Below are 25073 nucleotides of genomic sequence, written 5' to 3' on the forward strand. Positions count from 1 at the left end.
AGCGATTTTTAAGTTATTTACTTTAAAATATGACCGTAATATAAATATAATCTTACTTAATGGAGGTGTTAAGTATGAAAAAAGTTTTAGGTTCGCTTTTTATGCTAATTTTAATAGGAATAGGAATTTTTGCTCAAGCACGACCGAATTCGAACACTTTGATGCAACAAAATTCTTTAGGCATTCAAGAACAGCGGGTTCAATCACGTGATCGGTTACACACACAAGATATATACATGCAACAATTAAGAGAACGAGACATGATGGTACAAAGGATTTTCAATCAAGATATTCAGCCAGTAACAGTCACAGGTGTTGTGAAAAGTATTATTGAAAAAGAAGCGGTAATAGAATTAAACGTACAAATTGACTCTGAAATCTACAAAGTTATAGTATTAAAAACACTTTTGTCGGATATTAAACCAGAAGAAAACATTGAATTAACAGGGTATAAAATTTCAGTAAATGACATCAAGTACTTTTTAGCGAATGAAATTACGTACCAAAATGAAACTGTAAATATGCAAGCATTTAGAAAAAATTTCAGAACACAATTAAATGAAAACTATAAAAAGTATAGAGATTATCAAAACTATCAAAAGTTCAAAGACTATCAAGATTACCAAAATTACAAAAGGTACAGAAATTATGAAGACTACCGAGATTATCAAAATTTTAGAAATTACCAACAATATAATCGACAAAGATATCCTGAATTTCTGTATTATAACTATTAATCACATCGAAAGAATAAAAAAAGGGGTTGTTTCCCCTTTTTTTATTTTCTATTTAGATATTTATATAAATAGTAATTTTTAAAATTTAAAAAAATTAAGTTTTTTTCATGTAATCGGCTATAATCATGAAATTTTTTTCATAAATGTCAATAACTAACTTTTTAAAAAAAAGAAATTTATGATTCAATTTAAATATAAGAACTAAACAACACTCTTTAAAAATGAAAGTGAGACAAGGAGGAAAGATATGAGGATAGAGCAACATCCAATCCTTGAATTTAAAAGAGGAAAGGTAGTAACTTTTTTTTACAATGGGAAAGAAATAACTGCTTACGAAGGAGAAACTATTGCTGCTGCTTTATACGCTTCAGGGATTTATACATTTAGTTACAGTAAAAAATTAAACAGACCACGAGGTATCTTTTGTGCGATAGGGCATTGTTCTTCTTGCTTAATGGAAGTAGATGGTGTAGCAAATGTAAGAACGTGTGTTACACTTGTAAAAGAAGGGATGAAGGTAAAATCGCAAAATATGGATGTGACTAAACATGGACAATATTGAAAATGTAGAATTGATAGTTGTAGGAGGAGGTCCAGCCGGTCTTTCCGCTGCCTTAGCGGCTTCTGATTATGGGATTAAAGTTGTTTTAGCTGAAGAAAGAGAATTTTTAGGCGGACAATTGATTAAACAAACACACAGATTTTTTGGTTCAGAAAAAGAGTATGCTGGCACAAGAGGCATAGATATTTTGAAGAGATTAATAGAAGATGTGAAAAATAGAGAAGATATAAAAATATTAGCATCATCCAGAGTATTGGGCATTTATGAAGATAATGTTGTAACTATTTTAAATAATAACAAAATGAAAAAGTATATTCCGCAAGCCATTATCTTAGCAACAGGTGCTTCTGAAAAGTTTTTAGCTTTTGAAAATAATGATCTTCCTGGCGTTTTTGGAGCTGGCGCAGTACAAACGCTTATGAATGTATATGGGGTATTACCTGCAAAGAAAATATTAATGGTTGGTTCAGGCAATATAGGTCTTATAGTTTCTTATCAATTGTTGCAGGCAGGAGTAAGTGTAGCGGCTGTTATTGAAGCTGCTCCAAAAATTGGGGGATATTCTGTTCATGCTTCGAAATTAAAAAGATTAGGTATTCCAATTCTTACTTCTCACACAATAAAAAAAGCAGTAGGAAACAAAAAAGTTGAAGGTGCAATAATATGTGAACTCGATAATAATTGGCAAGAAATAAAAGATACCGAAGAGTTTATAGAATGTGATGCAATTTGTTTATCGGTAGGTTTAACCCCTTTAATAGATCTTTTAAAACAAAGGAAAGTGAAAACAGTTTACGTTAGTGAATTGGGTGGATATATTCCCTTAAGGGACGAAAATATGGAAACTTCAATTATGAATTTATTTGTAGCGGGGGATGTTTCTGGTATAGAAGAAGCAACGGCAGCGATGATTGAAGGACAAATATCTGGATTAACGGTGGCGAAAAGAATAAATAAAAACCAAAAAGAGGAAATACAAAGAAAAATTGAAGAAGCAAAAAAAGAATTAGTATTGCTAAGATCAGGGCCTGTTGGGGAAAAAATAAGGAAAGGCCTTTCGAAAATAGGTTTAAATCACGGAGAAAATTATGATGAATCTATTTTAAAAGAGGAATTTGACATTTCTTACTTGATGAAGACAGGAGTCCCTTCAAAGGAAAACTTAGAAAGTAAATTTCCAAAAGATAAAAAAATATTTGATAAAGGACCAATTGCAATATCTGAATGTTTCCAAAAGTTTCCTTGTGATCCTTGCGTTAAAAGTTGTCCTTTTAATGCAATATCCGAAAATGGGAATATTAACAATATCCCTTATGTTGACTTTGAAAAATGTACTGGTTGTAGAATATGCGTTAGTAAATGTCCCGGTTTAGCTATGTTTGTGGTGCATAAAAATTATACAGAAACCTCTTCATTGATTACAATGCCCTATGAGTTTCTTCCAAGACCTAAAAAAGGAGAGTTAGTTAATGTTTATGATAGAGATGGGAAAATAATCTGTGAGGGAAAGGTTATAAAAATATTAGACAGCAGTTTTCAAGACAAAACAGCTGCAGTTAGTGTAGAAGTTCCAAAAGAACATTTCTTAGAAGCGCGAAATTTCAAAGTGAGGTATTTAAAACATGAGTGAAGAAAAAATAATAATTTGCAGATGTGAAGATATAACTTTAGAAGAAGTTAGAGAAGCAATAAAGAACGGCTTTACTACCATTGAGGAAATAAAAAGAATATTAAGAACGGGAATGGGTCCTTGTCAAGGGAAAAGTTGTGGTTTATTGATTGCACGTGAAATTTCGCAAATTACAGGTACCCCTATCGAAGAAATAGAGTTACAAAATATTAGGCCACCATACGGAGGGATTTTATTTAAAGAAATCTTAAATAACGTAGGTGATAAAATTGAAAAATAAGGCCAGTGTAGTTGTAATTGGAGGAGGGGTAGTAGGTTGTTCAATAGCTTATAATCTTGCTAAAAAGGGAATAACTGATGTGGTATTAATTGAAAAATCTTTTCTTTCAAGCGGAGCCACTGGAAGATGTGGAGCGGGTGTTAGACAGCAGTGGGGCACAAAACAAAATTGTCTTTTGGCAAGAGAAAGCATCAGAATTTTTGAAAATTTTAAAGATATTCTCGAAATAAATAGAGACATAGAATTAAAACAAAAAGGATACTTATTACTCGCATATTCAGAAAATGAGCTGAAACAATTTAAAAAAAATATAGAAATTCAGCACAGTCTTAGTATACCTTCAAGGTTAGTCACTCCTCAAGAAGCAAAAGAAATTGTTCCTGGATTAAATATAGATAAGTTAGTAGGAGGGGCTTTTTGCTCTACCGATGGGCATGCAAATCCCTTTCAAGTGAATATAGGTTATGCCGAAGCTGCTGAAAGATTAGGAGTTGAAATAAATAAATTCACTGAAGTTAAAGGTATAAGGGTTAAAAACAATTCAATAATAGGAGTTGAAACTAACAAGGGATTTATAGAAACTTCAAAAGTAGTTGATGCAGCAGGGGGTTGGTCTCAACAAATAGCAAAATGGGTTGGGGTTGAGTTACCTATTTACTCGGAAAGACACGAAATTTTAGTTACCGAACCTGTAAAACCTATGCTTGATCCAATGCTTATGTCTTTTTCTTTCAATATTTATTGCCAACAGACTCCAGAAGGAAGTTTTATTATGGGTTATGGTCCAGAAAATGAACCTCCAAGTTATAACATGAATAGTTCTTGGAGATTTTTAGAAACAATGGCCCAAAAAGCAACGTTTCTATTGCCTTCGCTTAAAGATATACGAATAATAAGGCAGTGGGCAGGTTTATACAATATGTCTCCAGACAAACAACCTATAGTCTCTAAGTTAAATGAAGTTGAAGGTTTTTACGTTGCATGTGGTTTTAGTGGCCATGGTTTTATGCTTGCACCAGCGATAGGAATATTAATGGCGGATATAATAACTGAAAGTCAATTAACTTATGATGTTGTGTTGGATATTGAAAGGTTTAAAAGAGGGGAAGTAATTGCAGAACCTTCAGTAGTCTAACACATTAAATAAGTGTTTGAAGTTATAGCGGGTCCAGGACGGAGCCCTCTCCCTCTCTGGCTACAAGTACCGAAGAAGTTAAAGAAATTTATATTTTGTAGAATTAGATAGGTACTTTAGAAATGAAAATTTTCAGAAAATAAGTGTTTGAAGTTATAGCGGGTCCAGGGCGGAGCCCTCTCCTTCTCTGGCTACAAATATCGAAGAAGTTAAAGAAATAGAGAATTGGTCAAAATTAGAATTGTGAAAGTATTTTATAAAAAATTTAATGCTAAAACATATATAAAATGGGGTTTTTATAATCTCTAAAGAGAGTAATCAAAAAATTTAAAGGAGGAATTAACTTTGAATAACTCAATACCAATATTTGAAATGCCAGAAAATGAACCTGTTTTAAACTATGAACCTGGAAGTAAAGAAAAGGAAGAACTAAAAAGGAAGATTAACGAATTTAAAAATCAAAAAATCGAAATACCGCTAATAATAGCTGGAAAAGAAATAAAAACAGGTAATCTTGGAAAATGTGTAATGCCTCACGATTATAAACATGTACTTGCAGAATACCATAAAGCAGGAGAAAAAGAAGTAAAAATGGCTATAGACGCAGCTCTGGAGGCAAAAAAAATTTGGGATGAATTCTCATGGGTCGATAGAATATCAATATTTAAAAAAGCAGGCGATCTCTTATCAACGACATGGAGGAGTACTTTAAATGCTGCAACGATGTTAGGGCAGAGCAAAAATGCATATCAAGCTGAAATAGATTCAGCTTGCGAGTTATCGGATTTTTTTAGATTTAATGCTTACTATGCGATGAAAATTTATTTAGATCAACCTCAATCATCTAAAGGAACGTGGAATAGATCAGAATACAGGCCGTTAGAAGGATTCGTTTTTGCTGTAACCCCTTTTAATTTTTCTTCTATTGCAGGAAACTTACCTACAGCCCCTGCAATAATGGGAAATACAGTTTTATGGAAGCCTGCGTCTTCTGCTGTTTATTCAGCGTATTTCATAATGAAATTGTTAAAAGAAGCTGGATTACCTGATGGTGTAATTAATTTTATTCCAGGACCAGGTTCAGAAATAGGCAATTTGGTTTTAAAAGATCCAAATCTTGCGGGTATACATTTCACAGGGTCCACTTCAACTTTTCAAAACATGTGGGAAACGGTAGGGCAAAACATTAGAAACTATAAAACTTATCCACGAATTGTCGGGGAAACTGGCGGAAAAGATTTTATAGTAGCTCATGAATCAGCGAATGTAGAAGCTCTTGTAACAGCTTTAATAAGAGGTGCCTTTGAATATCAAGGGCAAAAATGCTCGGCAGTCTCAAGAGCTTATATACCAAATAACATCTGGAAAGACGTAAAAGAAAAGATGATGCAAGATTTGAAAGATATAAAGATAGGCTCACCTGAAGATTTTACAAATTTTATGAATGCAGTTATAGACAAAAGTTCTTTTGATAAAATTAAAGCTTATATTGAATTTGCCAAAAATAGTGAAGAAGCAGAGATTATTTATGGAGGAAATTGTGATGATTCGGTTGGTTATTTTATAGAACCTACAGTGATTTTAACGAAAAATCCAAAATTTAAAACTATGAAAGAAGAAATTTTTGGGCCTATCTTAACAGTATATATATATGATCCCCAAAATTTTGTGGAAACTCTTAAATTATGCGATGAAACTTCTCCTTATGGATTAACTGGAGCTATATTTGCACAGGATAGAAAAGCTATCATTCAAGCAGAAAAAATTTTAGTGAATGCAGCGGGAAACTTTTATATTAACGATAAACCAACGGGTGCGGTTGTAGGGCAACAACCTTTTGGTGGAGCAAGAGCATCAGGAACAAACGATAAAGCAGGTACAATCATAAACTTATTAAGATGGACTTCTGTTAGAACTATAAAAGAAAACTTTGTTCCTGCGGAAAATTTTAAATATCCTTTTATGGAAGAAAAATAAAAAACCCGATTTTCGGGTTTTTTTATTGGAGCGGATAACGGGATTCGAACCCGCGACCCCTTGCTTGGCAAGCAAGTGCTCTACCGCTGAGCTATATCCGCATATTATTTTGGTGCGCGAGGTGGGACTTGAACCCACACGGATTATTAATCCACAGGATTCTAAGTCCTGCGCGTCTGCCAGTTCCGCCACTCGCGCTTTTTAATAAATAACATATAAAAAATGGTGACCCGCCTGGGATTCGAACCCAGGACCCTTTGATTAAAAGTCAAATGCTCTACCGACTGAGCTAGCGGGTCACTATTGTTAGTATTTATATTATATTAAACTAACAGATATTATTATATACATTAATCAATATTTTGTCAAGCTTAAATTAAAAACAAAAAGTAAAATTGTTTTTAATATTAATTATCTTTCTCCTTGTAAAAAGAATTTAGAAGAAAAAAACAAAAGTAAAATTCCACTTGTAAATAAAATAATATTTATTGTTAGAAAATTATTAAAAGTTATTTGTTCAATTCCTGCAGAAAATCTAACAGAATCAACGACATATTTAACTGGCAAAAAATTACTTATCCACCTGACTGAAATAGGTAAAAATTCTATTGGGAAATAAACTCCAGCGAAGAAAGTCATAGCAACATAAAGCAATGATGCCACTTCACTTGTTACTGATGGTTCTTTAAATAAAAGTAAGAGTAATACACCAAAACCCATCATGCCTATAGAAGAACTTACAAAAACTAATATAAGATAAACCCAATTAAAATCGAAGCGTAAATTAAACGCAAACCTAGCTAAGATAATTATAATAATTAAAGAAATAAAATTCAAAATCAATTTTGTAGATGATGCTGACAAAGTAAATTCTAAAGGTTTCATGGGAGAAGTTTTTAATTTTTTTATCAATCCTAGTTTTTTGTATCTTCCGAAGACTATTATCATAGAAAACATGCCACCGGATAATAGAGATAAGGCTATTACACCAGTTAAAATATAATCTAAAGGATTTTCTTCGTACTGCCCAGTCGAGGTTCTTATGAAATCTATTTTTATATAATCTTCATTCACACCTGAAAGATATTTCTTTATAATATTTTGCAATTCTAATTTCAAAAATATAAGAGATTGATTAGTTATTTCAGATTCTTTTTGGATAAAGGTTATTTCATTATTTTCTGCTAAAAACAGCCCTATATCGATTTTTCCTTCTTCTAAAGCTTTTGAAACGAGTAATTTTTCTTCAAAGATGTGCACATTATAGGGAATTAATTCTATAAGCCTATTATCTATATTTCCAGATATTCCAACAGTATACTTATAATTTTGAGAAGATTCAGTGCCAAAAATCGTTCCAAATAACAACAATAAAAGAATTGGTAAAAGAAGGGTAAAAAACAACTCCATCCAATTTCTAAAAGTTTCTTTATAAAATATAGTAAATAAAGAATACATTCTTTTATTTTTCACCATAAATCATCCCCTTATAACTTAAAGAGAAAATAAGAACTGAAGCTATCATCCAAACAACTGGAACAAGAATATTAGCAGGAAGAAGAGCAGTATTAGTCATTATCTTTCTCATTCCATCAACCAGATAAGTTACTGGATTAAAATATACGTACCATCTTATAATCCAAGGTGTGTTAGTTACCTCAAAATAGAAACCACTTAAAAATATAGTTGCTTGATAGATAATTTGAGATATAGCTCCTGCTGAAGACATATCTTTATACAAAGTAGAAAGAAAAAGCCCAACACTTAAGATCACTAAGATAGAGAAAAAAGTGTAAAAAATAAAAGCAGGCTTATATATATAAGAACTGACATCAAATAGATACCCTTCAAAATACAGTATAACTAAAGAAATTAGTAAAAGAATAATGTGAGAAAGTAAGAAACTTAAAAAGTATTCATTTCCCTTTATAGGAGAAGTTCCCAGTCTTTTAAAAATACCTTTTTCAACGTTGTATGAAAATTCGAAAGGGATATTAAAAACTGCAACTGTTAAAACAGACATGAGGATAATTGCAGGAAATAAAAAATCTCTATATCTAAAGGGTTGCTTTTCTTCAATACCCAATATTTCTTCTTTTATAATTAAATTCACTTCTGTTCCTCTTGTATGCATTATTATATTCACTTCGTCTATAAATACTTTAAAAATATCTTTTGCGTACAAAGAAGCACTATCATTAGTGTAGTAAACTTGTAAGTTTGGAACAGTCAAGTCACTTAAAAAAAATTTGAGATTAAGAAGGTTGAAATTTTCGGGGAATACAACGAATGTGTTTATATTAGATCTTTTTAGATGTTCTAACCCTTCATTATAATTTGAGTATTCTCTGATTTTAAATGGAATATTGTTGGATGTTTCTAAAGAAAAAATGTCTTCAAAAGTAGTTTTTACAATACCTTCTAAAGGTTGTTCGTAGTATACTCCTATTGTGAAGTCCATATTGTTAGGATTTCCAATATTTTCAAATATACTGACAAATAAGATGAAAAACAATGTTGGAAATATTATGGTCCAAAATGGAATGGCGAACTCTCTTGAAGAATTAATAAAAAAAGCCTTTGTAAGATTTATTATTTTTTTCATAATATCCCACCTAATCTCTTAATTTCTTACCTGTCAGGCTTAAGAACACATCTTCTAAATTAGGCTTTCTTATAATCATATTTGATATATCGAATCCTTTTGTTTTTGCTACTTCAAATAGTGTGGTAAGAACACTTTCTACATCTTTTGTCTCGATTGTATATGATCCTTCATTCTCGGTTATTTTGAAATATAAACTATTGAAGAAATCTTCTTTTATATCTTCAGATTTACCGTTAGAATTAATCTGGAAAGTGATTATAGAATTCATTTGTAAAGAATGAATAAGTTCTTTGAGTGTACCTTCTGCAATTATATGTCCTTGATCAAATATATATATTCTATCCGCTAAAAATTCTGCTTCTTCCATATAATGAGTTGTCAATATTATTGTTTTTCCAGATTCTCTCATTTTTTGTATAATATACCAGGTTTTTCTTCTTGCTTGAGGATCTAAGCCTGTCGTAGGCTCGTCAAGGAAGACTAACTCAGGATCATTAATAATTGCGGTAGCAATGGCAAGTCTTTGTAATTGACCTCCGGATAGTTTTGATATTTTGCTATTTCTTTTTTCCTCAAGGCCGAAATCAGAAATTAATTTTTCTATATCAACACTTTTCTGATACAAACCTGAAAATGTTTTTATTATTTCAACAACTTTCAAGTTTTCAAAAAAATTCGATTCCTGTAATTGAACACCAATTTTCTCTTTTATTTTAGAATCTACTTTTTCGATTTTTTCACCAAAATAATAAATTTCTCCTTCATCCTTATCCCTTAATCCTTCTATTATTTCAAGAGTCGTTGTTTTTCCCGCTCCGTTTGGTCCCAAAATTGCTATTATTTCTTCTTTCTTAACATGAAAAGATATATCATCAATAGCCTTAATATCTTTATAATACTTTTTTAAATTCTTAACTTCTAAGATATTTTCCCCCATAATAATTTCCTCCTTAATAAACATTATTACCCACTTCAGAAATTTTAAAACTCCGATTCTATAAATGTTTTGACGCTTAGTTTTTTCAAAAATACCTCCTCAACTCTAATCCTTGCAAAATATGAATTTATTTAGTTTTTCGGTACTTGTACCGAAGGAAGGGGGAGAGGGCTGTGCCCTGAACCCATTGTAAATTCAAAAGCTTATTTTTAAAAAAATTCTCATTTCTAAAGTTCTTATCTAATTCTACAAAATATGAATTTCTTTAGTTTTTCGGTACTTGTACCGAAGGAAGGGGGAGAGGGCTCCGATCTGGACCCATTGTAAATTCAAAATCTCATTTTATGAAAAGTTTCAGTAGTAACGATTTTTTTATTAAACAAACCTAATTTTATCATATTCTCATATTATTTTTGGAGTTTATTAAAATAATACTTGACATTTTCAAATTTATGTGTTATAGTTAACTATAACAATAAAATTCGGGAGGAATTTTAATGAAAAACATAAACTATTTTTCAAAACTCGTCCTCGCTCTAATTTTTGGAATATTGGCTATCTTTATTCCCACACTCTTTTTGAAAGTTATTTTTTCAATATTAGCCATTATTTTACTTGCTTTAAACCTTAAAAGCTTTAAAATATTGTTTGTTATCTTAGCTGTGGTTGTTTTTATAATACCAATGAGTATTGTTTCAAGTTTTATTAATCTACATAACTGGGGAGACTTATGGAACAATCTTCTTGAAAATGATGGACATTACTCTTGGAACTATGATTATAAAAATCAAGTTAATAATATGATAACTATTGAACCTGATACTTATATTGAAAGTGCAGAGCATCTACAAATCAGAGGTAAGAATTATGAAATAATTTTTGATAATTCATCTGATCAAATATATATTCCGAACCAAGTCCATCAAAGAAGAAATCAAGATCTATTAACTTTAACTTATAACGGGAGAGAAAATGAAAAAGTAGTTATAGTTGTCGGATCAAAAAATCCTTACAAAAGTATAAAAATTGACTCAATAGGATTATTATCAAGGGGAGATCTTAAAGTAGAAAATTTTAATATAAACACTACTGGATTAAGTTTTAACACAACCGTTGAAGCATCTATTCTTTCCATAAATTCTACTGGAGTAAGCATTAATAATGATATATATGCTGATAACGTCGAGGTAAGATCTACAGGAGTTGAATGGATAGGATCGATAGGTGCCAAAGAAATTAATATATTTGGTACTGGAATGCAAATCAATTTGTCAACAATAGGAGCAGAAAATATTTTCATCCAAGGAACTGCTATGCAAGTTACTATAAAATATCAAGATTATTGGTCAGGAACGAGAGATTTAACGTTAAGCGGGACTTATGGTGATGTAACAATATTAGAACCTTCAAAAAACGAGGGCAATTTGGATATAAATGCTACTGGTAGAATAAAGGTCAAAAGGCAAAAATATTGAAAGGGATGCAAGTATGTTCTATGAAGTTGACAAACACAGTGGAATACCGTCTTATATTCAAATAATGAATCAAATAAAAAAGGAAATAATAATTGGGAATTTAAAGAAAGGTGATAGTTTGCCACCTGTAAGAGAGCTTAGCAAAATTTTCAAAGTCAACGTAAACACTATTTTAAGGGCTTTAGAAAAGTTGGAATTGGAAGGGTATTTAGAAGCACAACACGGCGTAGGCTTTTTTATATCTACGAATATAGATTTAAGAACGTCTATTTTTAACGAAGTAAGTAACTTTGTAGAGAAAATGAAAAAAGAGAATTTGGACTTAGAAACTGTTAAATTATTATTAGAGGAGGCTTGGAAAAATGGACAATTTTCTGAATAAAATGGAGGTTTTCTTTCACAAGGAATTCACTGAAAAAAGCGGAAGGATATTTTTGTTTGCTTTAATCTTTTTATTTGTTATACCTTTTAATGTTTCATTTTTATCTTTCTTTTTTATCTTTTTGTTTTTAACTAATATGCTTGGACATGATTTGAGAAACAAAAAGTTTTCTCTGATAATCTCGTTACCTTTTTCTTATAAGGAAATTTTCTTTTCATCTTTTATTTTATCAATTCTTTTGATAGCAATTCCAGGTTCTATCGGGTTAGCTTTTGTAAATTTTAGTGAATTTCTTGGATATTCAGCTTTTTTAAGAATCATTAGTGTAATAATTTTTGCGATGGCTTACTTTGCTATAATTATAATTTCGGTAATTTTAGGTGGAGATTCTTTTGGGATGCCATTTTTAATATTCTTAGCTGATTGGATAATTGGAGGATTAGGATCTAATTATGTTGTTAACCCTTATAAGCTAATTAGCCCTTATCACCAAGGTAACCTTTGGGCAAGTCTTGTGTTTTCAGTATTTCTTTTATTCTTGTCTTTATACTTATTTGAAAAGAGAGGTGTTCAAAAATGATAGTTGAGGTTAAAGATTTGGTAAAAAGTTTTAACTCAAAACCTGTTCTAAATAAAATTAATTTTAATGTAGAAGAAGGAGAAATATTTTCTATTATAGGTCCAAATGGTGCAGGAAAAACAACAACTCTTAGATGTTTGTATGGAGAATTAAAGCCTGACAGTGGAGAAATAAAATTATTTTCTGAAAATATAAACTCAAAGGTAAAAACAAAAATTTCAGTGATGACAGAAGATAGACTGACTTTTTCCAATTTCAAAGGTAGTGATTATCTTAAAATTTGGAGTATGCTTTATCCAAACTTTAATCAAGAAACATTTTCGAATTTCGTTTTGCATTATAATTTAGATATGAATCAAAAAGTAGAAAGATACTCTATGGGTATGAAAACATTATTTTATTTGGCTTTGACTATATCAAGTAACGCCGATCTTTTACTTTTAGATGAACCGACACAAAACCTTGATCCAGTAATAAGAGCAGAAGCTTTAGGGATTTTAAGAAGATATGCGAACGAAACGAACAAAACAATTGTAATCTCATCGCACGAAATATATGAACTTGAAGAAATATCTACGTCATTTGCGATAATAAGGGAAGGAAAGATATTGTATGCTGATGATATTGATTCAGCAAAAGAAAAACATCGAATGATAAGAAAAGGAGAACCAATACCAACTGGAGAAGTAATCACTAACTTTGAAGAAGAAGTATTAGTAAAAACAAACGAAGAAATTGGAAGATTCCCAACTTTCAATGAAATAGTTCTCGGTTATTTAAGAAGTACTCAAACATTTAGTCCCTTTGGTATTCAAAAATTAAAGTGAGGGATGATAAAAATGGGAAAGAATATTTACTTACGCAATTTAGTTATTTCTTTGATTTTTGCGGTATTAGCTTTTTTAATTCCGCTATTTTTTGTAAAGGTTATTTTTACTATTCTTGGGATTATTTTCTTAGCGGCAAATATGAAAAGCCATAGAATTGCGTTTATAATTTTGGCACTAATTTTTTTCATAATTCCTCTAAGTGCAGGTTTTGTGGTTACAAGTTCAGGTTTCTCTTGGAACGACTATGTTAGATCTAACCTAAACAATACTATGGTTATTGAGCCAGATACGTATATCGATAGTGCAGAAAATATAAACATTCAAGGAGCTGGTGTCGAATTAATTTTTGATGAAACGTCAGAAAAAATATATATTCCACATCAAGTTCGTCAAAGCAGACGAGAAAATACTTTATTTTTAACTTCGAATTTAAATAAAAAAATACGTATTGTTGTCGGTACAAAGAACCCATATAAAAATGTAAGGATAAACTCTACTTCTTTGTCTACAAGTGGAACTTTAAAAACAGAACATTTTTATGCTGATACAACAAGCTTAAAATTTAATGCTGATATTGAAGCAGCAAGTTTCTTTATCGATTCAACTTCCTTTTCTCTAAATACAGATTTAAAAGCTCATGAAGTTGACATAGATGGGACTTCTATACATCTACTAGCCGACATCTATGCAAACGATTTAAATATAGATGGTACCACTATCAAATGGCATGGTTTTACTAACGCTACAAATATTGATATAGACGGTACTACATTAGACATAGACCTAAATATTAACGGAAGTAAAAATATAGCTGTTGATGGGACTAACATAAATATCAAAATAAAATATCAAGATACTTGGCAAGAGAAGAGGTATTTAAGAGTTGAGGGTACAATTGGAGATTTAGAGATTATAGAACCTTTATCAAATCAAGGGTATTTAGAAACTGTAACTGAGGGAAAAATAAGAGTAAAAAGAAACACTTATTAGATAATTTAGAAAAGAAGGTTTTTCAAAATTTATTTTGGGCAGGGCGTAAGCCTTGCTTTTTCAAAGTATTATATTTCTTCTAAAACATTTTTAAGCCATTTTTTACTTCTATACCTAAAAGAAAGAATCAACGCTTTTGTAACCTCTTCCATCATAGTTAAAAAATAAACAGTTGGAAAGTTTAAGTTTAAAATCAAACCTCCAATTGCTGCCAAAGGTACACCTATAAACCATAATGTTGATGCTTCAACTACAAATGAAAATCGTGTGTCTCCACCTGCCCTTAAAAATCCTACGACGTTCATTCCATTAAAGATCTTCACCGGTAAAAAACTCATAGAAATTATTATAGTAATTCTAACCATATCTTTAACTTCTTCTGAAACATCGAATAAATCAACAATAGAAAAAGTTATTAAAATACCTATTATTGCTGCTATTACGCTTACAAACTCTGCTAATTTCAATGCTTTTTTAGAAGTTTCATAGGCTTCTTCAAATTTTGATGTTCCTAAAATATTTCCAATAATTACAGATGCCGCATTTGCAATAGAGAAAGTGACCGAAGTAGCAAATCCCTCAATAGTAGACATAACCCTTTGTGCCGCTATAACACTCGTACTCATATGAGCATATATGACAGAATACATAGTAATACCTAAAGACCAAGCAAATTCATTAGCCATTGTAGGTAAAGCATAGTGAAAAAAGTTCTTTATAAATTTGGGTGTCAATTCTGAAACATGTCTAAAATAAGCCCTTCCAGGAAGTTTTCGCAAATAAACTATGAGAAGTGTTGCAACACAACCAATTGTTCTTGCTATTAAAGTACCTATAGCTGCACCCTTTATTCCCAAACGAGGAAATCCAAAATTTCCAAATATAAGAGTATAATTAAGGAAAATATTTGTTGATAACTCTATAATAGTTATAATCAATGGTATATTAACTTTTCCTATACTTCTAAGTGAAAAAGAAAAAACCATACTTACTGCAAACAAAGGATAACTGAACGCAATTATTTTTAAATAAATTATTCCAGTAGAAACAACTTCCATGTCTGGACTAAAAAATCTAAGAACTAAATTGGGATAAAAAAAGCTTAATAAAAAGAAAGGCAAAGAAAACAAAATTGCGCTAATTACTGTTAAAGCAACGGAACGTGATAACCCCTCTTCATCTTTTTTGCCCCAATACTGAGCAAAAAATATCCCCCCTCCGGAGACCAATCCAAATATTAATAAATTATACAAAAAGAAAAATTGATTCGAGAGACCTACAGCAGCTATCGATACTTCCCCAAGAAGTCCTATCATTAAAGTATCAATAAAGTTGACACTTGTGAATATTACTTGTTGAAGAGCTATGGGAAAAGCTATTCTAAATATCCTTTTATAAACTTCCATAAAAATCCTCCATAAAACTTTTCATAGATAATTCGCGAGGCTAATTTTATCACAATATATTTGTTTTTAAGATAAAATTTTGTAAAAAGTTGTGATATAATTATCTAACTATAAATATTATAGGCACTTTAAAAACGTAGATTTTGAAAAATAAGCTTTTGAATTTATAACGGGTCCAGGGCGGAGCCCTCCTTCTTCTTGGCTGAAAATAGCGAATAAGTTAAAGAAATTTATATTTTGCAAGGATTAGATAGGACTTTAAAAACGAGAATTTTATAAAAACGGCGTTTTTGAATTTATAACGGGTTCAGGGCGGAGCCCTCCTTCTTCTTGGCTAAAAATAGCGAGTAAGTTAAAGAAATTTATATTTTGTGTAGATTAGATAGGATTTTAAAAACGTAGATTTTGAAAAATAGGCTTTTGAATTTATAACGGGTTCAGGGCGGAGCCCTCCTTCTTCTTGGCTAAAAATAGCGAATAAGTTAAAGAAATTTATATTTTGTGGGGATTAGATAGGATTTTAAAAACGTAGATTTTGAAAAATAGGCTTTTGAATTTATAACGGGTTCAGGGCGGAGCCCCCTCCCCCCTTCCTTCAGTACAAGTACCGAAAAAGTTAAGATAATAGTCAATTAGTCAAAATTAGAATAGCGGAGGTGGTTTTTAAAAAATTAAACGCTAAAATATTCATAAAGATTAAGTTTTAGAGTTTCTAAAGTGAGTATATAAAAATTACAAAAGGAGGTGGTGAAAATGAAAAAAGTTTTAATTTTAGCATGCATAATAGTTATATCGACTGTTTTAACATTTTCTTCTTCATTTCTCACTCCAAATGCAGGTGTAATTGAAGAAGGTTATCTTTATTTTGATACTTTTAATCCTGCATGGGGAATAAAATGGGGCTTGTTTGGATTTTTAGAGACCGGGATTTCACAAGTAAATCAAGGGGCCTATTTAAAAGCTGGTTTCAATGAAATAAACCAAATTCCATTGAAGTTTAGCGTTTTTTATTCTAATACTTTTAACTTATTATCTTCAATTTCTGCTATTTTAGGTTATGATTTTGGAAACATATATTCAGATATAGGAATCTTATATTCTCAGGAAAAACAGTGGAATCAGGACAATTCCCAATACGAATTGATTGGCAATTATAGTACTTTCGCAAAAGCCAGTATAAAAATTATTGAAAGAGAAGAATCAGATAGCTATATAAATATAGAAGGTTCTTTGAATTTATCAGAGGATTTTAATGTAGATAACTATATGATGGCATTTTATGGAGTACAAAACTTTAAAAATAGAGCTTGGATTTTTGAGGGAATAAATCTCTATGCGGGAGTAGCTATAAAAAATGATTTTGATACTAAATTTAATCTTGCAGAAAATATCAGTGTAGTTTTAGGATTATCCACTAAAATTAAAGTATTTTGATTTATTGTCGTTAAAAATTCAAAACCATAAATCTTTTGCGCTAGTAGAAATAGCGCAAATTCCTTTTTTAATCAATTCTTCAATTTCTTTTTTTTGGCTGACCAACCCTCCAGCAATTACTGCCGCTGAAGTAACTATATTTTGAATAAAATATGGGGCAGCAACTGCTGGTAATATTTCAAATGCATCGGGTTCGCCATTTTTGTCGATAAGATTCTTAATAGAATTTAAAGAACCTGAATCGATTAAAAAAACTCTCTGAACAGTTAATAAATTCTCTTTAATGGCTGACTTTATTAAATTATTTTTTGTAGAAATGATGCCATGACATAATTCTTTTTTTGCTAAAAATTCTATACCCTTTTTATCATAAGCAATACCTTCTACTAAGTCCACATTTACTATAAGTTTTTTATTATATCTTTTTATGTATTTCATAATATTTTCCAAATCTAATATTGATCCAGTTAATAAAAAAATTATTTCTGATTTTGTTTTAACAGCGTATTTTATATCATCCAAATCTCTTATACCCGGAATAACATAACTATTTTTAATAAGTTTTTTAAAATCAGACATGTTTTTATCCCTCATCTTTACTTTTTCCGTTTCATTCTAAAATTTAGTCAATCAGTATTTATTGAATCAACAGTTCTTGTAGCTATTATATCGCTTCCTGTGTTTAAAATGTTATTTATTATTACATCTCCTCTTTTAATAGGGGCTTTAACTTTTGTGTCTTTGAGTACTTTCATAATTTCATTCATTAACCTTAATGGTACTGGTTTATTAGATCTGACAGAGACTAAAGGAAACACTCCATTTTCAATTTTTACGCTTGTAACAACTGTTCTAATAGGATCTGTTAACTCTTGTTTAATATATTCGATACCTCTTTTACAACGATTCCCTTTTGACTCAATTATTTCAATATCATCTGAATCGACATATACTACATTTATTTTACATCCCAAAGGACAAGTAACGCAAACTATTTTTCTCTTTTTATATTCAACTAAGTTCACGAGCATTCACCTCAATCTCTTTTAAACTTTTATCTTGAAAAGGTTTTATAAGAATTTCAACCATTTCTGAAGGTCTGGCTTCTTCTTCTATTATCTTAATTCCGAGTGGTTCCACCGTTATTTCCACTGTATTAAATGGTTTTGCAACTCTTAAATATAGTTTTGTCCTTTCACTTGGATCAATGTAAGATGGATGAAGTATGTTTATATTTTCACCTTTTTTTATAGGTATCTTATTCTGTAGGGTATATTCACTTTTGGCGTATAAAGCCGCGTATTTCCCGGCTTTTTCTCCTTCTTTGGTTACAAAATCAACCAAATCAAAAATGACTGTACAATTACCTGCAGCAAATATCCAATCTTCAGAAGTTTGATTAGTATTTGTGGTTATAAAGCCAGGATTTGCTTTGACAAATTCAACTGGTTTAACAGACGGAATTAAACCAACAGACGTAATTAAAGAGTCTACTTCAAATATCTTTTCACTTCCTGGTATTATGTTCCTTTTTTCATCTACTTGTGATACATAGACTTTGTTTAATCTACCTTCACCTTCTATATATGTAACAGTATGAGAAAGATAAAGAGGTATATTATAATCTCTTAGACATTGTTGAACATTTCTTTCCAAGCCTCCTGGATAGGGTAAAATTTCAACAACCCCTTTAACTTCTACTCCTTCTAAGTGTAATCTTCTAGCCATTATCAATCCTATATCGCCAGAACCAACTATCAGAGCTTTATTAGCAGGCTTAAGATTCTGAAGATTTATATATTTTTGAGCAACGCCCGCTGTAAAAACTCCACTTACTCTATTTCCTGGAATAGCCAATGAATTGAAGTGTCTTTCTCTTGCTCCTGTTGCCATTACCAAAGACTTTGTCAATATTTCATGTATTCCTTGATTATTTACAAATACTATTTTTTTATCTTTCTTAACTTCTAATACGAATGTACCTTTCAATATTCTTACGTTCGTCTTTTCTAATTCTTCCTGAAGAGTTTCTTTAAACTCAGGCCCTGTTAAGTCTTTTCTATAATATTGTAAACCAAAACCATTATGAATACACTGATTCAATACACCGCCAGCATCATCTTCCCTTTCTATTAATATAACATCTGCACCTGTTTTTTCTGCTGAAATGGCTGCCGCCATACCAGCTCCACCTGCACCAATTACAACCACATCAGTTTGATATTTCATACAGTCCTCACCTCGGAAGCTATAATCCAAGAACCCTTTTCATTTTGGTTTATCTCTTGCGGTTTTTTACCGGTTTCTTCAGCAATTATTTTTAAAATTTTTGATGTACAGAAACTTCCTTGACATTCGCCAAAAGAAGCTTTTGTAGCAAATTTTATATCGTCTAAAGTTTCCGCACCTTCTTTTATAGCTTGCTTTATTTCTCTTTTAGTAACTTTATTGCAAAAACAAATCATCTCTCCGGCTTGTGGATCTTTATCAATAATTTTTTCCCAATAATCAAAACTTGTTTCTACCAAATGAGGTACATTTTCAATTTTAGTTATATAATCTTTTCTTTCTTCCAACTTAATATGTAGTTTTTCTTGTATTAAATACTCTACAACATATTTAGCAATTGCTGGTGCGGCAGTTATACCAGGTGATCTTATTCCAGAAACATGTATTACGTTACCTGTACCTACATCTATATAAAAATCTTTATCTCGTGTTTCCGGTCTTAATCCAGCAAAAGTTTTAACCACGTTTTTTGAAAAGTCTAAAGAAGGAATTAATTGTAAGGATTTTTCCTTAACTTCCAAGAGTCCTTCTGACGTAGTTGCAAAATCTTCCTTTGATTTTACTCCGTGAGCAGTTGGACCAGCTAAGTATCCACCGTCAATTGTCGGTATAACTAAACAGCCCTTAGTTAATTTAGAAGGAGTAGGAAATATTATGGAATTACAATATTTTACGTCTTTACCTAAAAGAAAATATTCTCCTTTTACAGGAAATATAAAAGGAACCTCATCTCCAAATAGCTTAGCTACTTCATCCGCATACAGGCCCCCAGCATTTATTACCAAATCAGCTAAATAATTACTTCCATCTTCAAAAAATAATTCAAACTTTTCATTATGTTTTTTTACTTCAATAAGTTTCTTATTTTTTAAAACTTTGCCTCCATTTATTTCAACAGATTTAGAGGCTTGCATTGCAACTTCCCATGGTTCTACAACACCTGCAATAGGGCAATAAAATGATCTGATAGCTTTTTTATTTAATAATGGTTCCATCTCTAAAATCTCATCTTTTTCTAAAATTTTATAATCTTTGACCCCATTTTTTTCAGATTTATCGATTAATTCATCAATTGTTTCCAAATCCTCTTCGCTCAAAGCGACAACATGAGATCCTATTCTTTTTATTTCAACAGATAATTCTTTTGATATTTCATCGTATAGCACATTTCCTTTGTAACACAATTCTCCCCTTAAACTGCCGGGAGGATCGTCGTATCCGCCATGAATTATTCCAGAATTACCTTTAGTAACTCCTCTTCCTATACCATTTTTTGCTTCAAAAAGGTAGACATCTTCTACATACTTATTAATTTCTCTTGCAATCAAAGCGCCTACTATGCCGCCACCAATCACAGCAATCACTGCTAATCAGCCTCCTAACTTTTTCGCAAACAAAAAGCCATATCCTTCTCTAAGATTCAATAGTCTCAGATTAGGATATGGCTTTCTCTTATTCTCCGCCATATTAAACATATTAAAATTATAAATTTTTATTATATATCTATTTTAACATAATTAAAGGAAAAAATAAAGATATTTTGTTTAAAAATAACATAATATTTACTTTTATTCCAATGTTAACAAGTCGATATTCAGTCACTTTTTTCTCTTTAAAATATTGTACCATAACTATCATCAAAAAAAGAAAAAGCTAAAACAATGAATAAAACACGATAAAAAACATCGAAATTAAAGTTTACATAAGCTTTTTTGAGTCAATCTCTAAAAATATGTTTCAATCTATATTTGAGCTCAATAGAAAAATCACTTGAAAATCATATAGAAAAGTGTATAATAAAAATAAAGAAGATTTTTAAGTTTGGTAAGCAAAAATGTTAATTATAAAATCAAAAAAGGAACAATAATGAAGAAAGTTACCGCTGTTTTATTAGCAGGAGTATTGTTATTGGGAAGAATTATTTTAAGAAGAGATAATAAAGTAATCTATAAGCAAATGTTTTCTCTAACTTTTGTTATAATAATTTGTAAATAATTTTTTATAACTTTGAAAAAATAAAGGGGAAAAACAAATCATGGAATTACTTTTAAGAAATAAGAATTTCTTCTTATTATTTTTAGGAACGTTACTTAGTACTCTTGGGGGATCAATTTTTTTCATATCTGTTGTTTGGACAGCTGCAAGTGAACTTGGTGGAGCCACAGCTGTTAGTATAGTGCTGAGTTTTCAGGCACTGCCTATAATTATTACTGCTCCGTTTGTAGGATTGTTTGTTGATAAAAGGAAGAAAAAGAATATATTAGTTAGTTCTTCTCTAATAGATGGATTTGTATTGTTATTTTTTGCCGTATTATTAAAAATGAATATTTTGGATATTTGGATACTTTCAATAACAATTTTTGTTCAACAATTCGTTGGAAGTTTTATGGGATCTTCTTTTCAAACTTTGATTCCTTTGATAGTTGAAGATGAAGATTTGTCAAAAGCTAATTCCCTTTTCTCTTCTGCAAATATGCTTGCTCAGTTAGTTGGTTTAGGAATAGGTGGGATATTAGTAGCTTTTTTAGGATTACAAGGTGCTGTAATTTTTAATGGATTACTGTTTATAGCTTCTGCAATTTGTGAAATTTTTATAAACTACAAAGAAGAGATAGGAAAAATCGTCACAGAGATTAAAACTTTTACAGGGATAAAAGAAGGATTCGTATATGCATGGAAAAAGATAGAAATAAAAGGACTTATATTGTTAGAAGGTGCTTCAGACTTCTTTGGCTTAGCTATTTTTGTTTTACTTCCTGTCATAACTCAAGAAATATTAAAAATAGGGGCTGAAGGATATGGAATTCTCCAAGCAATGTCTTCGGTTGGAAGTTTAGTATGCGGTATATTGATGTCGTTTATAACAGAAGTAAAGAGAAAATATTTATGGATGACGATATTTGGGATAATATTGGGCATTACTTTCTCAATGATCGGAGTAATTAGCTCTTTCTGGATTCTTGCTGTTTTATTATTTATTCAGGGACTTTTGATTGGTTACGACAATATTATTATAAGCGTTATATTGCAAAGAGAGACTGATCGATACTACAGAGGTAGAGTTTTTTCTTTTAGAAGCATGTTTAACAGCATACTAAGACCTATAGGATATATGTTTGTCAGCCTTTTGCTGTTGTTTTTATCTATCAACCAACTGATAATTTCTTATGGAATCATTATAGCTATCCTTTCTCTATTCTACCTACTAATTCCCTATGCATCAAAAAGGGCTAAAGTTGAAGAACAAGGATAAATTAGAATATTATGGTATTTGTTCTTGGGGAAATTTTATAAAGAAGACATTGAGAATCAGTTGAGATGTAAAAAGAGGAATTAAGTCTAAAATTTTTTTTATTTCTATTTTTCCTATATTTTTGGTCTCCTTTCCAATTGCTTTTTTGCTCACTCAAACATCTTTAACGTTTCAACAAGTTCTTCTCTTTCTTTTCCTTCAAAAACATAGAACGAAATTGCTGAGGGAATCCTCTTTAACGTGTATTCCTTCACAAATTGATCGATTTCTTTTGGCACCTTTGGCGTTAATTCTTTTGGTATGTTTTTTATTTCATAATACCTTCCATAGTTCATTATGTACCTTTCTATTATATCTTTTTGTTTTGAATCAAGATTTATATAGTTTTCAATGAACTCTTGTAAGTGTATCTTATTTAAATCTTTCATGAACCTTTTTACAAGGATTTTCCTTAAATTCTTCTTCATTCTTTTTCTCTATTGCATTAGCCATAAGGATAAATCCCTTATCAACAGGATTATTTTCGTAATACAAACTACCTTTTCGTAGTTTTGAAATGTTTCTTTTCTATTCTTTCAATGGCTTCATCGTAATTGATATCCCAATATAATTTCAATATTTCTATATACTCTATTGTTTTATCGTTTAAAGAAATTGATTCAAGATAGTTCATGAATGGTTTTCCAAACTGTCCGTAAGTTGATAACTTGGTAATTAATTTAAAAGCATTTGAATTATCTCCTTATGAATACCTGTTTTTGTTGTACAATTGTCATTTAAAAACAACATAATATTTACTTTTGTTTCAATGTTAACGAGTGAATATACAGTTACTTTTTTATCTTTAAACTATTGTATCATAACCATTATCAAAAAAGGAAAGCAAAAACAGAGTATAAAACACGATAAAAAACATCGAAATTAAAGTTTACATAAGCTTTTTTGATGCAATCTCTGAAAATATATTCCAATCTATATTTGAGTTCGATAAAAAAATCACTTGTTTATCATATGGAAAAGGATATAATAAAAATAGTGAACGGTCTTTTGAGTTTGTAAGAAAAAGTGTTACTCATTACATATTATGTAAAGGGTGAAAAAATTTGTTGTTATTTTAATTAAAATCAAAGAAGATTTTTAGAATCTAACTATTAATCAAACGAATCATTGGAGGTTATTGTATGAACAAATATGCGAAAAGGCTTATAAAATATGGTGTAAAAAATTATAAAAGATATATGATTATCTTATTTCTTTTAGGTGCAGTGACTATCGTATTTGGCTCGCTGAGACCTTTTTTTCTTCAATACTTAATTGACGAAATAATATCACTTCAAAAAGGTAATATCTTACCTTACTTTTTAATTTTTTTGATTGGAGTAGTAGCTTTAGAAAGATTATTCAGTTATTTTTTTAATACTTACCATCGAAAAGTTAACTTTCTAACTATAAAAAATGAACAGATAAAATTATACGATAAAATTCAAAACTCTAAGTTTGTGGAATATTCTAAGATTGAATCAGGGGATATAATGAGTAGACTTTTGTCAGATATTGACGAAATTGCTTACATCATGGCGTTAGTACTACCTACTATGATTTTTAATTTTTTATGGTTATTTGTCATTTCTTTAGTCTTAATTTATCTAAATTGGCAATTATCTTTGATTGTTTTTGTTTCTCTGCCTTTTTATTGGATTATTATAAGAAGTTCGCAATCAAAATTGCAAAACTACTCAAAAACTGAAAGAAAATCATTTGGGAAATTAACTTCTTCAATAAAAGAAAAATTAGATGGACAGTCTGTTATAAGAATATTAGGGAAAGCAAAGTATTTTTTGGATTCAATTTCTAATGATGCTACTAATTGGTCTGAACAGGCAACTAAAGTGGGAATATTTCAAATAACTATCTTAAATATCGCATATTTCATAAATTATATAACACCTGTAATTGTCTTAGGAATTGGAGGATTATTTGCGATAAGAGGAAATATGTCCTTGGGCACTTTAATTGCATTTTATTCTTTTGTACCATGGATTTACGAACCAATTAGCATAATAAATGAGAATTTAGTCCAAATACATAGGGCAGAACCTCTTTCACAAAGGTTCTTTGAAATACTTGATCTCCCAGAAGAAGAAAGTGACGGGATTTTGCCTTTTCCTAAAGATTATGACATAAAATACAATAATGTTTCTTTCACATACAAAGATGAATTAGTTTTAAAAGATATAAACCTATTCATAGATCAAAATGAAAAGATAGCCATAGTTGGAACAAGCGGCTCAGGTAAAAGTACCATGATGAATTTGCTTGTTAGATTGTATGAACCAACAAGTGGAGAAATATTGTTAGAAGATAAAAACCTAAAAGAATATAACCTGCAAGAGATGAGAGAACATATAAAACTGGTAAGAGGAAATGATCCATTATTCAACATGAGTGTGAAAGAAAATATCATGCTTGGAGATGAATTGAGTGATCAAGAGTTCAACAAAGTTGTCAAAAAAGCAAAGGTAGATAAATTCATAGATCTTTTAGATGAAGGATACGATACAGTAGTAG

Annotated in this window: 25 protein-coding genes and 3 tRNA genes; 15 read left to right on the top strand and 13 right to left on the bottom strand. The window is 30.5% G+C overall.

Annotated features, from left to right (window positions below; all coding sequences use genetic code 11):
- Positions 1-74: 74 nt before the first annotated feature.
- The 6 genes from X924_RS05305 (at position 75) to pruA (ending at position 6321) form a co-directional block, all read left to right on the top strand.
- Positions 75-737: a hypothetical protein gene (locus tag X924_RS05305; RefSeq protein ID WP_121957905.1), complete on the top strand. Its 663-nt coding sequence runs from the start codon at positions 75-77 to the stop codon at positions 735-737.
- 247 nt (positions 738-984) lie between these two features.
- Positions 985-1299 carry a (2Fe-2S)-binding protein gene (locus X924_RS05310; RefSeq protein WP_121957906.1) on the top strand — a complete coding sequence of 105 codons (315 nt, stop codon included), beginning with the start codon at positions 985-987 and terminating at the stop codon, positions 1297-1299.
- Complete coding sequence (locus X924_RS05315) at positions 1286-2929, top strand: FAD-dependent oxidoreductase (protein WP_121957907.1); 1644 nt, start codon at positions 1286-1288, stop codon at positions 2927-2929. The genes X924_RS05310 and X924_RS05315 overlap by 14 nt, the downstream gene beginning before the upstream one ends.
- Complete coding sequence (locus X924_RS05320) at positions 2922-3209, top strand: (2Fe-2S)-binding protein (RefSeq protein WP_121957908.1); 288 nt, start codon at positions 2922-2924, stop codon at positions 3207-3209. Before X924_RS05315 ends, X924_RS05320 begins: the two co-directional genes overlap by 8 nt.
- Entirely contained in the window at positions 3199-4344 is a 1146-nt protein-coding gene (locus X924_RS05325) for an FAD-binding oxidoreductase (RefSeq protein ID WP_121957928.1), read from the top strand. Before X924_RS05320 ends, X924_RS05325 begins: the two co-directional genes overlap by 11 nt.
- A gap of 372 nt (positions 4345-4716) precedes the next feature.
- On the top strand, positions 4717-6321 hold the full coding sequence (pruA, locus tag X924_RS05330; protein WP_121957929.1) for an L-glutamate gamma-semialdehyde dehydrogenase: 1605 nt from the start codon (positions 4717-4719) through the stop codon (positions 6319-6321).
- Positions 6322-6347: 26 nt separating this feature from the next.
- Here pruA and X924_RS05335 read toward each other — a convergent pair.
- The 6 genes from X924_RS05335 to X924_RS05360 form a co-directional block, all read right to left on the bottom strand.
- Positions 6348-6422: transfer RNA gene (locus tag X924_RS05335), tRNA-Gly, on the bottom strand.
- Positions 6423-6431: 9 nt separating this feature from the next.
- Positions 6432-6519, bottom strand: a tRNA-Leu gene (locus tag X924_RS05340).
- Positions 6520-6544: 25 nt separating this feature from the next.
- Positions 6545-6620, bottom strand: a tRNA-Lys gene (locus X924_RS05345).
- Between the two features lie 112 nt (positions 6621-6732).
- A complete protein-coding gene (locus X924_RS05350; protein ID WP_121957909.1) occupies positions 6733-7797 on the bottom strand; it encodes an ABC transporter permease in 1065 nt (354 codons plus the stop codon).
- A complete protein-coding gene (locus X924_RS05355; protein ID WP_121957910.1) occupies positions 7784-8926 on the bottom strand; it encodes an ABC transporter permease in 1143 nt (380 codons plus the stop codon). Before X924_RS05355 ends, X924_RS05350 begins: the two co-directional genes overlap by 14 nt.
- 10 nt (positions 8927-8936) lie before the next feature.
- Positions 8937-9866 (bottom strand): ABC transporter ATP-binding protein, encoded by a 930-nt coding sequence (locus tag X924_RS05360; protein WP_121957911.1) that lies wholly within the window; start codon positions 9864-9866, stop codon positions 8937-8939.
- A gap of 497 nt (positions 9867-10363) precedes the next feature.
- Here X924_RS05360 and X924_RS05365 point away from each other — a divergent pair, with 497 nt between their 5' ends.
- The 5 genes from X924_RS05365 to X924_RS05385 are packed head-to-tail and all read left to right on the top strand — an operon-like array spanning position 10364 to position 14123.
- On the top strand, positions 10364-11341 hold the full coding sequence (locus X924_RS05365) for a hypothetical protein (protein WP_121957912.1): 978 nt from the start codon (positions 10364-10366) through the stop codon (positions 11339-11341).
- Between the two features lie 13 nt (positions 11342-11354).
- Positions 11355-11723, top strand: a complete 369-nt coding sequence (locus X924_RS05370; RefSeq protein WP_121957913.1) for a GntR family transcriptional regulator — start codon at positions 11355-11357, stop codon at positions 11721-11723.
- Complete coding sequence (locus X924_RS05375) at positions 11704-12303, top strand: hypothetical protein (protein WP_121957914.1); 600 nt, start codon at positions 11704-11706, stop codon at positions 12301-12303. Before X924_RS05370 ends, X924_RS05375 begins: the two co-directional genes overlap by 20 nt.
- Positions 12300-13130: an ABC transporter ATP-binding protein gene (locus X924_RS05380; RefSeq protein WP_121957915.1), complete on the top strand. Its 831-nt coding sequence runs from the start codon at positions 12300-12302 to the stop codon at positions 13128-13130. The genes X924_RS05375 and X924_RS05380 overlap by 4 nt, the downstream gene beginning before the upstream one ends.
- Positions 13131-13142: 12 nt before the next feature.
- The gene (locus X924_RS05385; RefSeq protein ID WP_121957916.1) at positions 13143-14123 is read left to right on the top strand and encodes a hypothetical protein; all 981 of its coding nucleotides are present in this window, start codon (positions 13143-13145) and stop codon (positions 14121-14123) included.
- Positions 14124-14191: 68 nt separating this feature from the next.
- On the opposite strand, the gene X924_RS05390 is transcribed toward X924_RS05385, so the two are convergent.
- Positions 14192-15529 carry an MATE family efflux transporter gene (locus X924_RS05390; protein ID WP_121957917.1) on the bottom strand — a complete coding sequence of 446 codons (1338 nt, stop codon included), beginning with the start codon at positions 15527-15529 and terminating at the stop codon, positions 14192-14194.
- A gap of 753 nt (positions 15530-16282) precedes the next feature.
- Between X924_RS05390 and X924_RS05395 the strand changes: the two genes are divergently transcribed.
- On the top strand, positions 16283-16963 hold the full coding sequence (locus tag X924_RS05395; RefSeq protein ID WP_121957918.1) for a hypothetical protein: 681 nt from the start codon (positions 16283-16285) through the stop codon (positions 16961-16963).
- 18 nt (positions 16964-16981) lie between these two features.
- On the opposite strand, the gene X924_RS05400 is transcribed toward X924_RS05395, so the two are convergent.
- Genes X924_RS05400 through X924_RS05415 form a run of 4 tightly spaced genes read right to left on the bottom strand, consistent with a single transcriptional unit; the run spans position 16982 to position 20616 of the window.
- Complete coding sequence (locus tag X924_RS05400; protein WP_121957919.1) at positions 16982-17542, bottom strand: glycerol-3-phosphate responsive antiterminator; 561 nt, start codon at positions 17540-17542, stop codon at positions 16982-16984.
- Between the two features lie 47 nt (positions 17543-17589).
- Positions 17590-17994, bottom strand: coding sequence for a DUF1667 domain-containing protein (locus X924_RS05405; RefSeq protein ID WP_121957920.1), 405 nt, complete (start codon positions 17992-17994; stop codon positions 17590-17592).
- On the bottom strand, positions 17975-19192 hold the full coding sequence (locus X924_RS05410; RefSeq protein WP_121957921.1) for an NAD(P)/FAD-dependent oxidoreductase: 1218 nt from the start codon (positions 19190-19192) through the stop codon (positions 17975-17977). The genes X924_RS05405 and X924_RS05410 overlap by 20 nt, the downstream gene beginning before the upstream one ends.
- Positions 19189-20616, bottom strand: a complete 1428-nt coding sequence (locus X924_RS05415; RefSeq protein WP_121957922.1) for an NAD(P)/FAD-dependent oxidoreductase — start codon at positions 20614-20616, stop codon at positions 19189-19191. Before X924_RS05415 ends, X924_RS05410 begins: the two co-directional genes overlap by 4 nt.
- A gap of 502 nt (positions 20617-21118) precedes the next feature.
- On the opposite strand from X924_RS05415, the gene X924_RS10385 reads away from it, so the two are divergent.
- Together X924_RS10385 and X924_RS05420 are read left to right on the top strand one after the other, a co-directional pair.
- On the top strand, positions 21119-21247 hold the full coding sequence (locus X924_RS10385) for a hypothetical protein (RefSeq protein ID WP_255398025.1): 129 nt from the start codon (positions 21119-21121) through the stop codon (positions 21245-21247).
- A gap of 40 nt (positions 21248-21287) precedes the next feature.
- Positions 21288-22505 carry an MFS transporter gene (locus X924_RS05420; RefSeq protein ID WP_121957923.1) on the top strand — a complete coding sequence of 406 codons (1218 nt, stop codon included), beginning with the start codon at positions 21288-21290 and terminating at the stop codon, positions 22503-22505.
- A 149-nt stretch (positions 22506-22654) separates the two neighbouring features.
- Here X924_RS05420 and X924_RS05425 read toward each other — a convergent pair whose 3' ends face one another.
- Together X924_RS05425 and X924_RS10150 are read right to left on the bottom strand one after the other, a co-directional pair.
- Positions 22655-22972: a hypothetical protein gene (locus tag X924_RS05425; RefSeq protein WP_233186587.1), complete on the bottom strand. Its 318-nt coding sequence runs from the start codon at positions 22970-22972 to the stop codon at positions 22655-22657.
- A gap of 68 nt (positions 22973-23040) precedes the next feature.
- Complete coding sequence (locus X924_RS10150; RefSeq protein ID WP_158245325.1) at positions 23041-23178, bottom strand: hypothetical protein; 138 nt, start codon at positions 23176-23178, stop codon at positions 23041-23043.
- 508 nt (positions 23179-23686) lie between these two features.
- On the opposite strand from X924_RS10150, the gene X924_RS05430 reads away from it, so the two are divergent.
- The coding region (locus X924_RS05430; RefSeq protein WP_146255671.1) for an ABC transporter ATP-binding protein at positions 23687-25073 on the top strand (1387 nt) is incomplete at its 3' end.

The sequence above is a fragment of the Petrotoga sp. 9PWA.NaAc.5.4 genome, from assembly GCF_002895485.1.
GTDB lineage: Bacteria > Thermotogota > Thermotogae > Petrotogales > Petrotogaceae > AZRK01.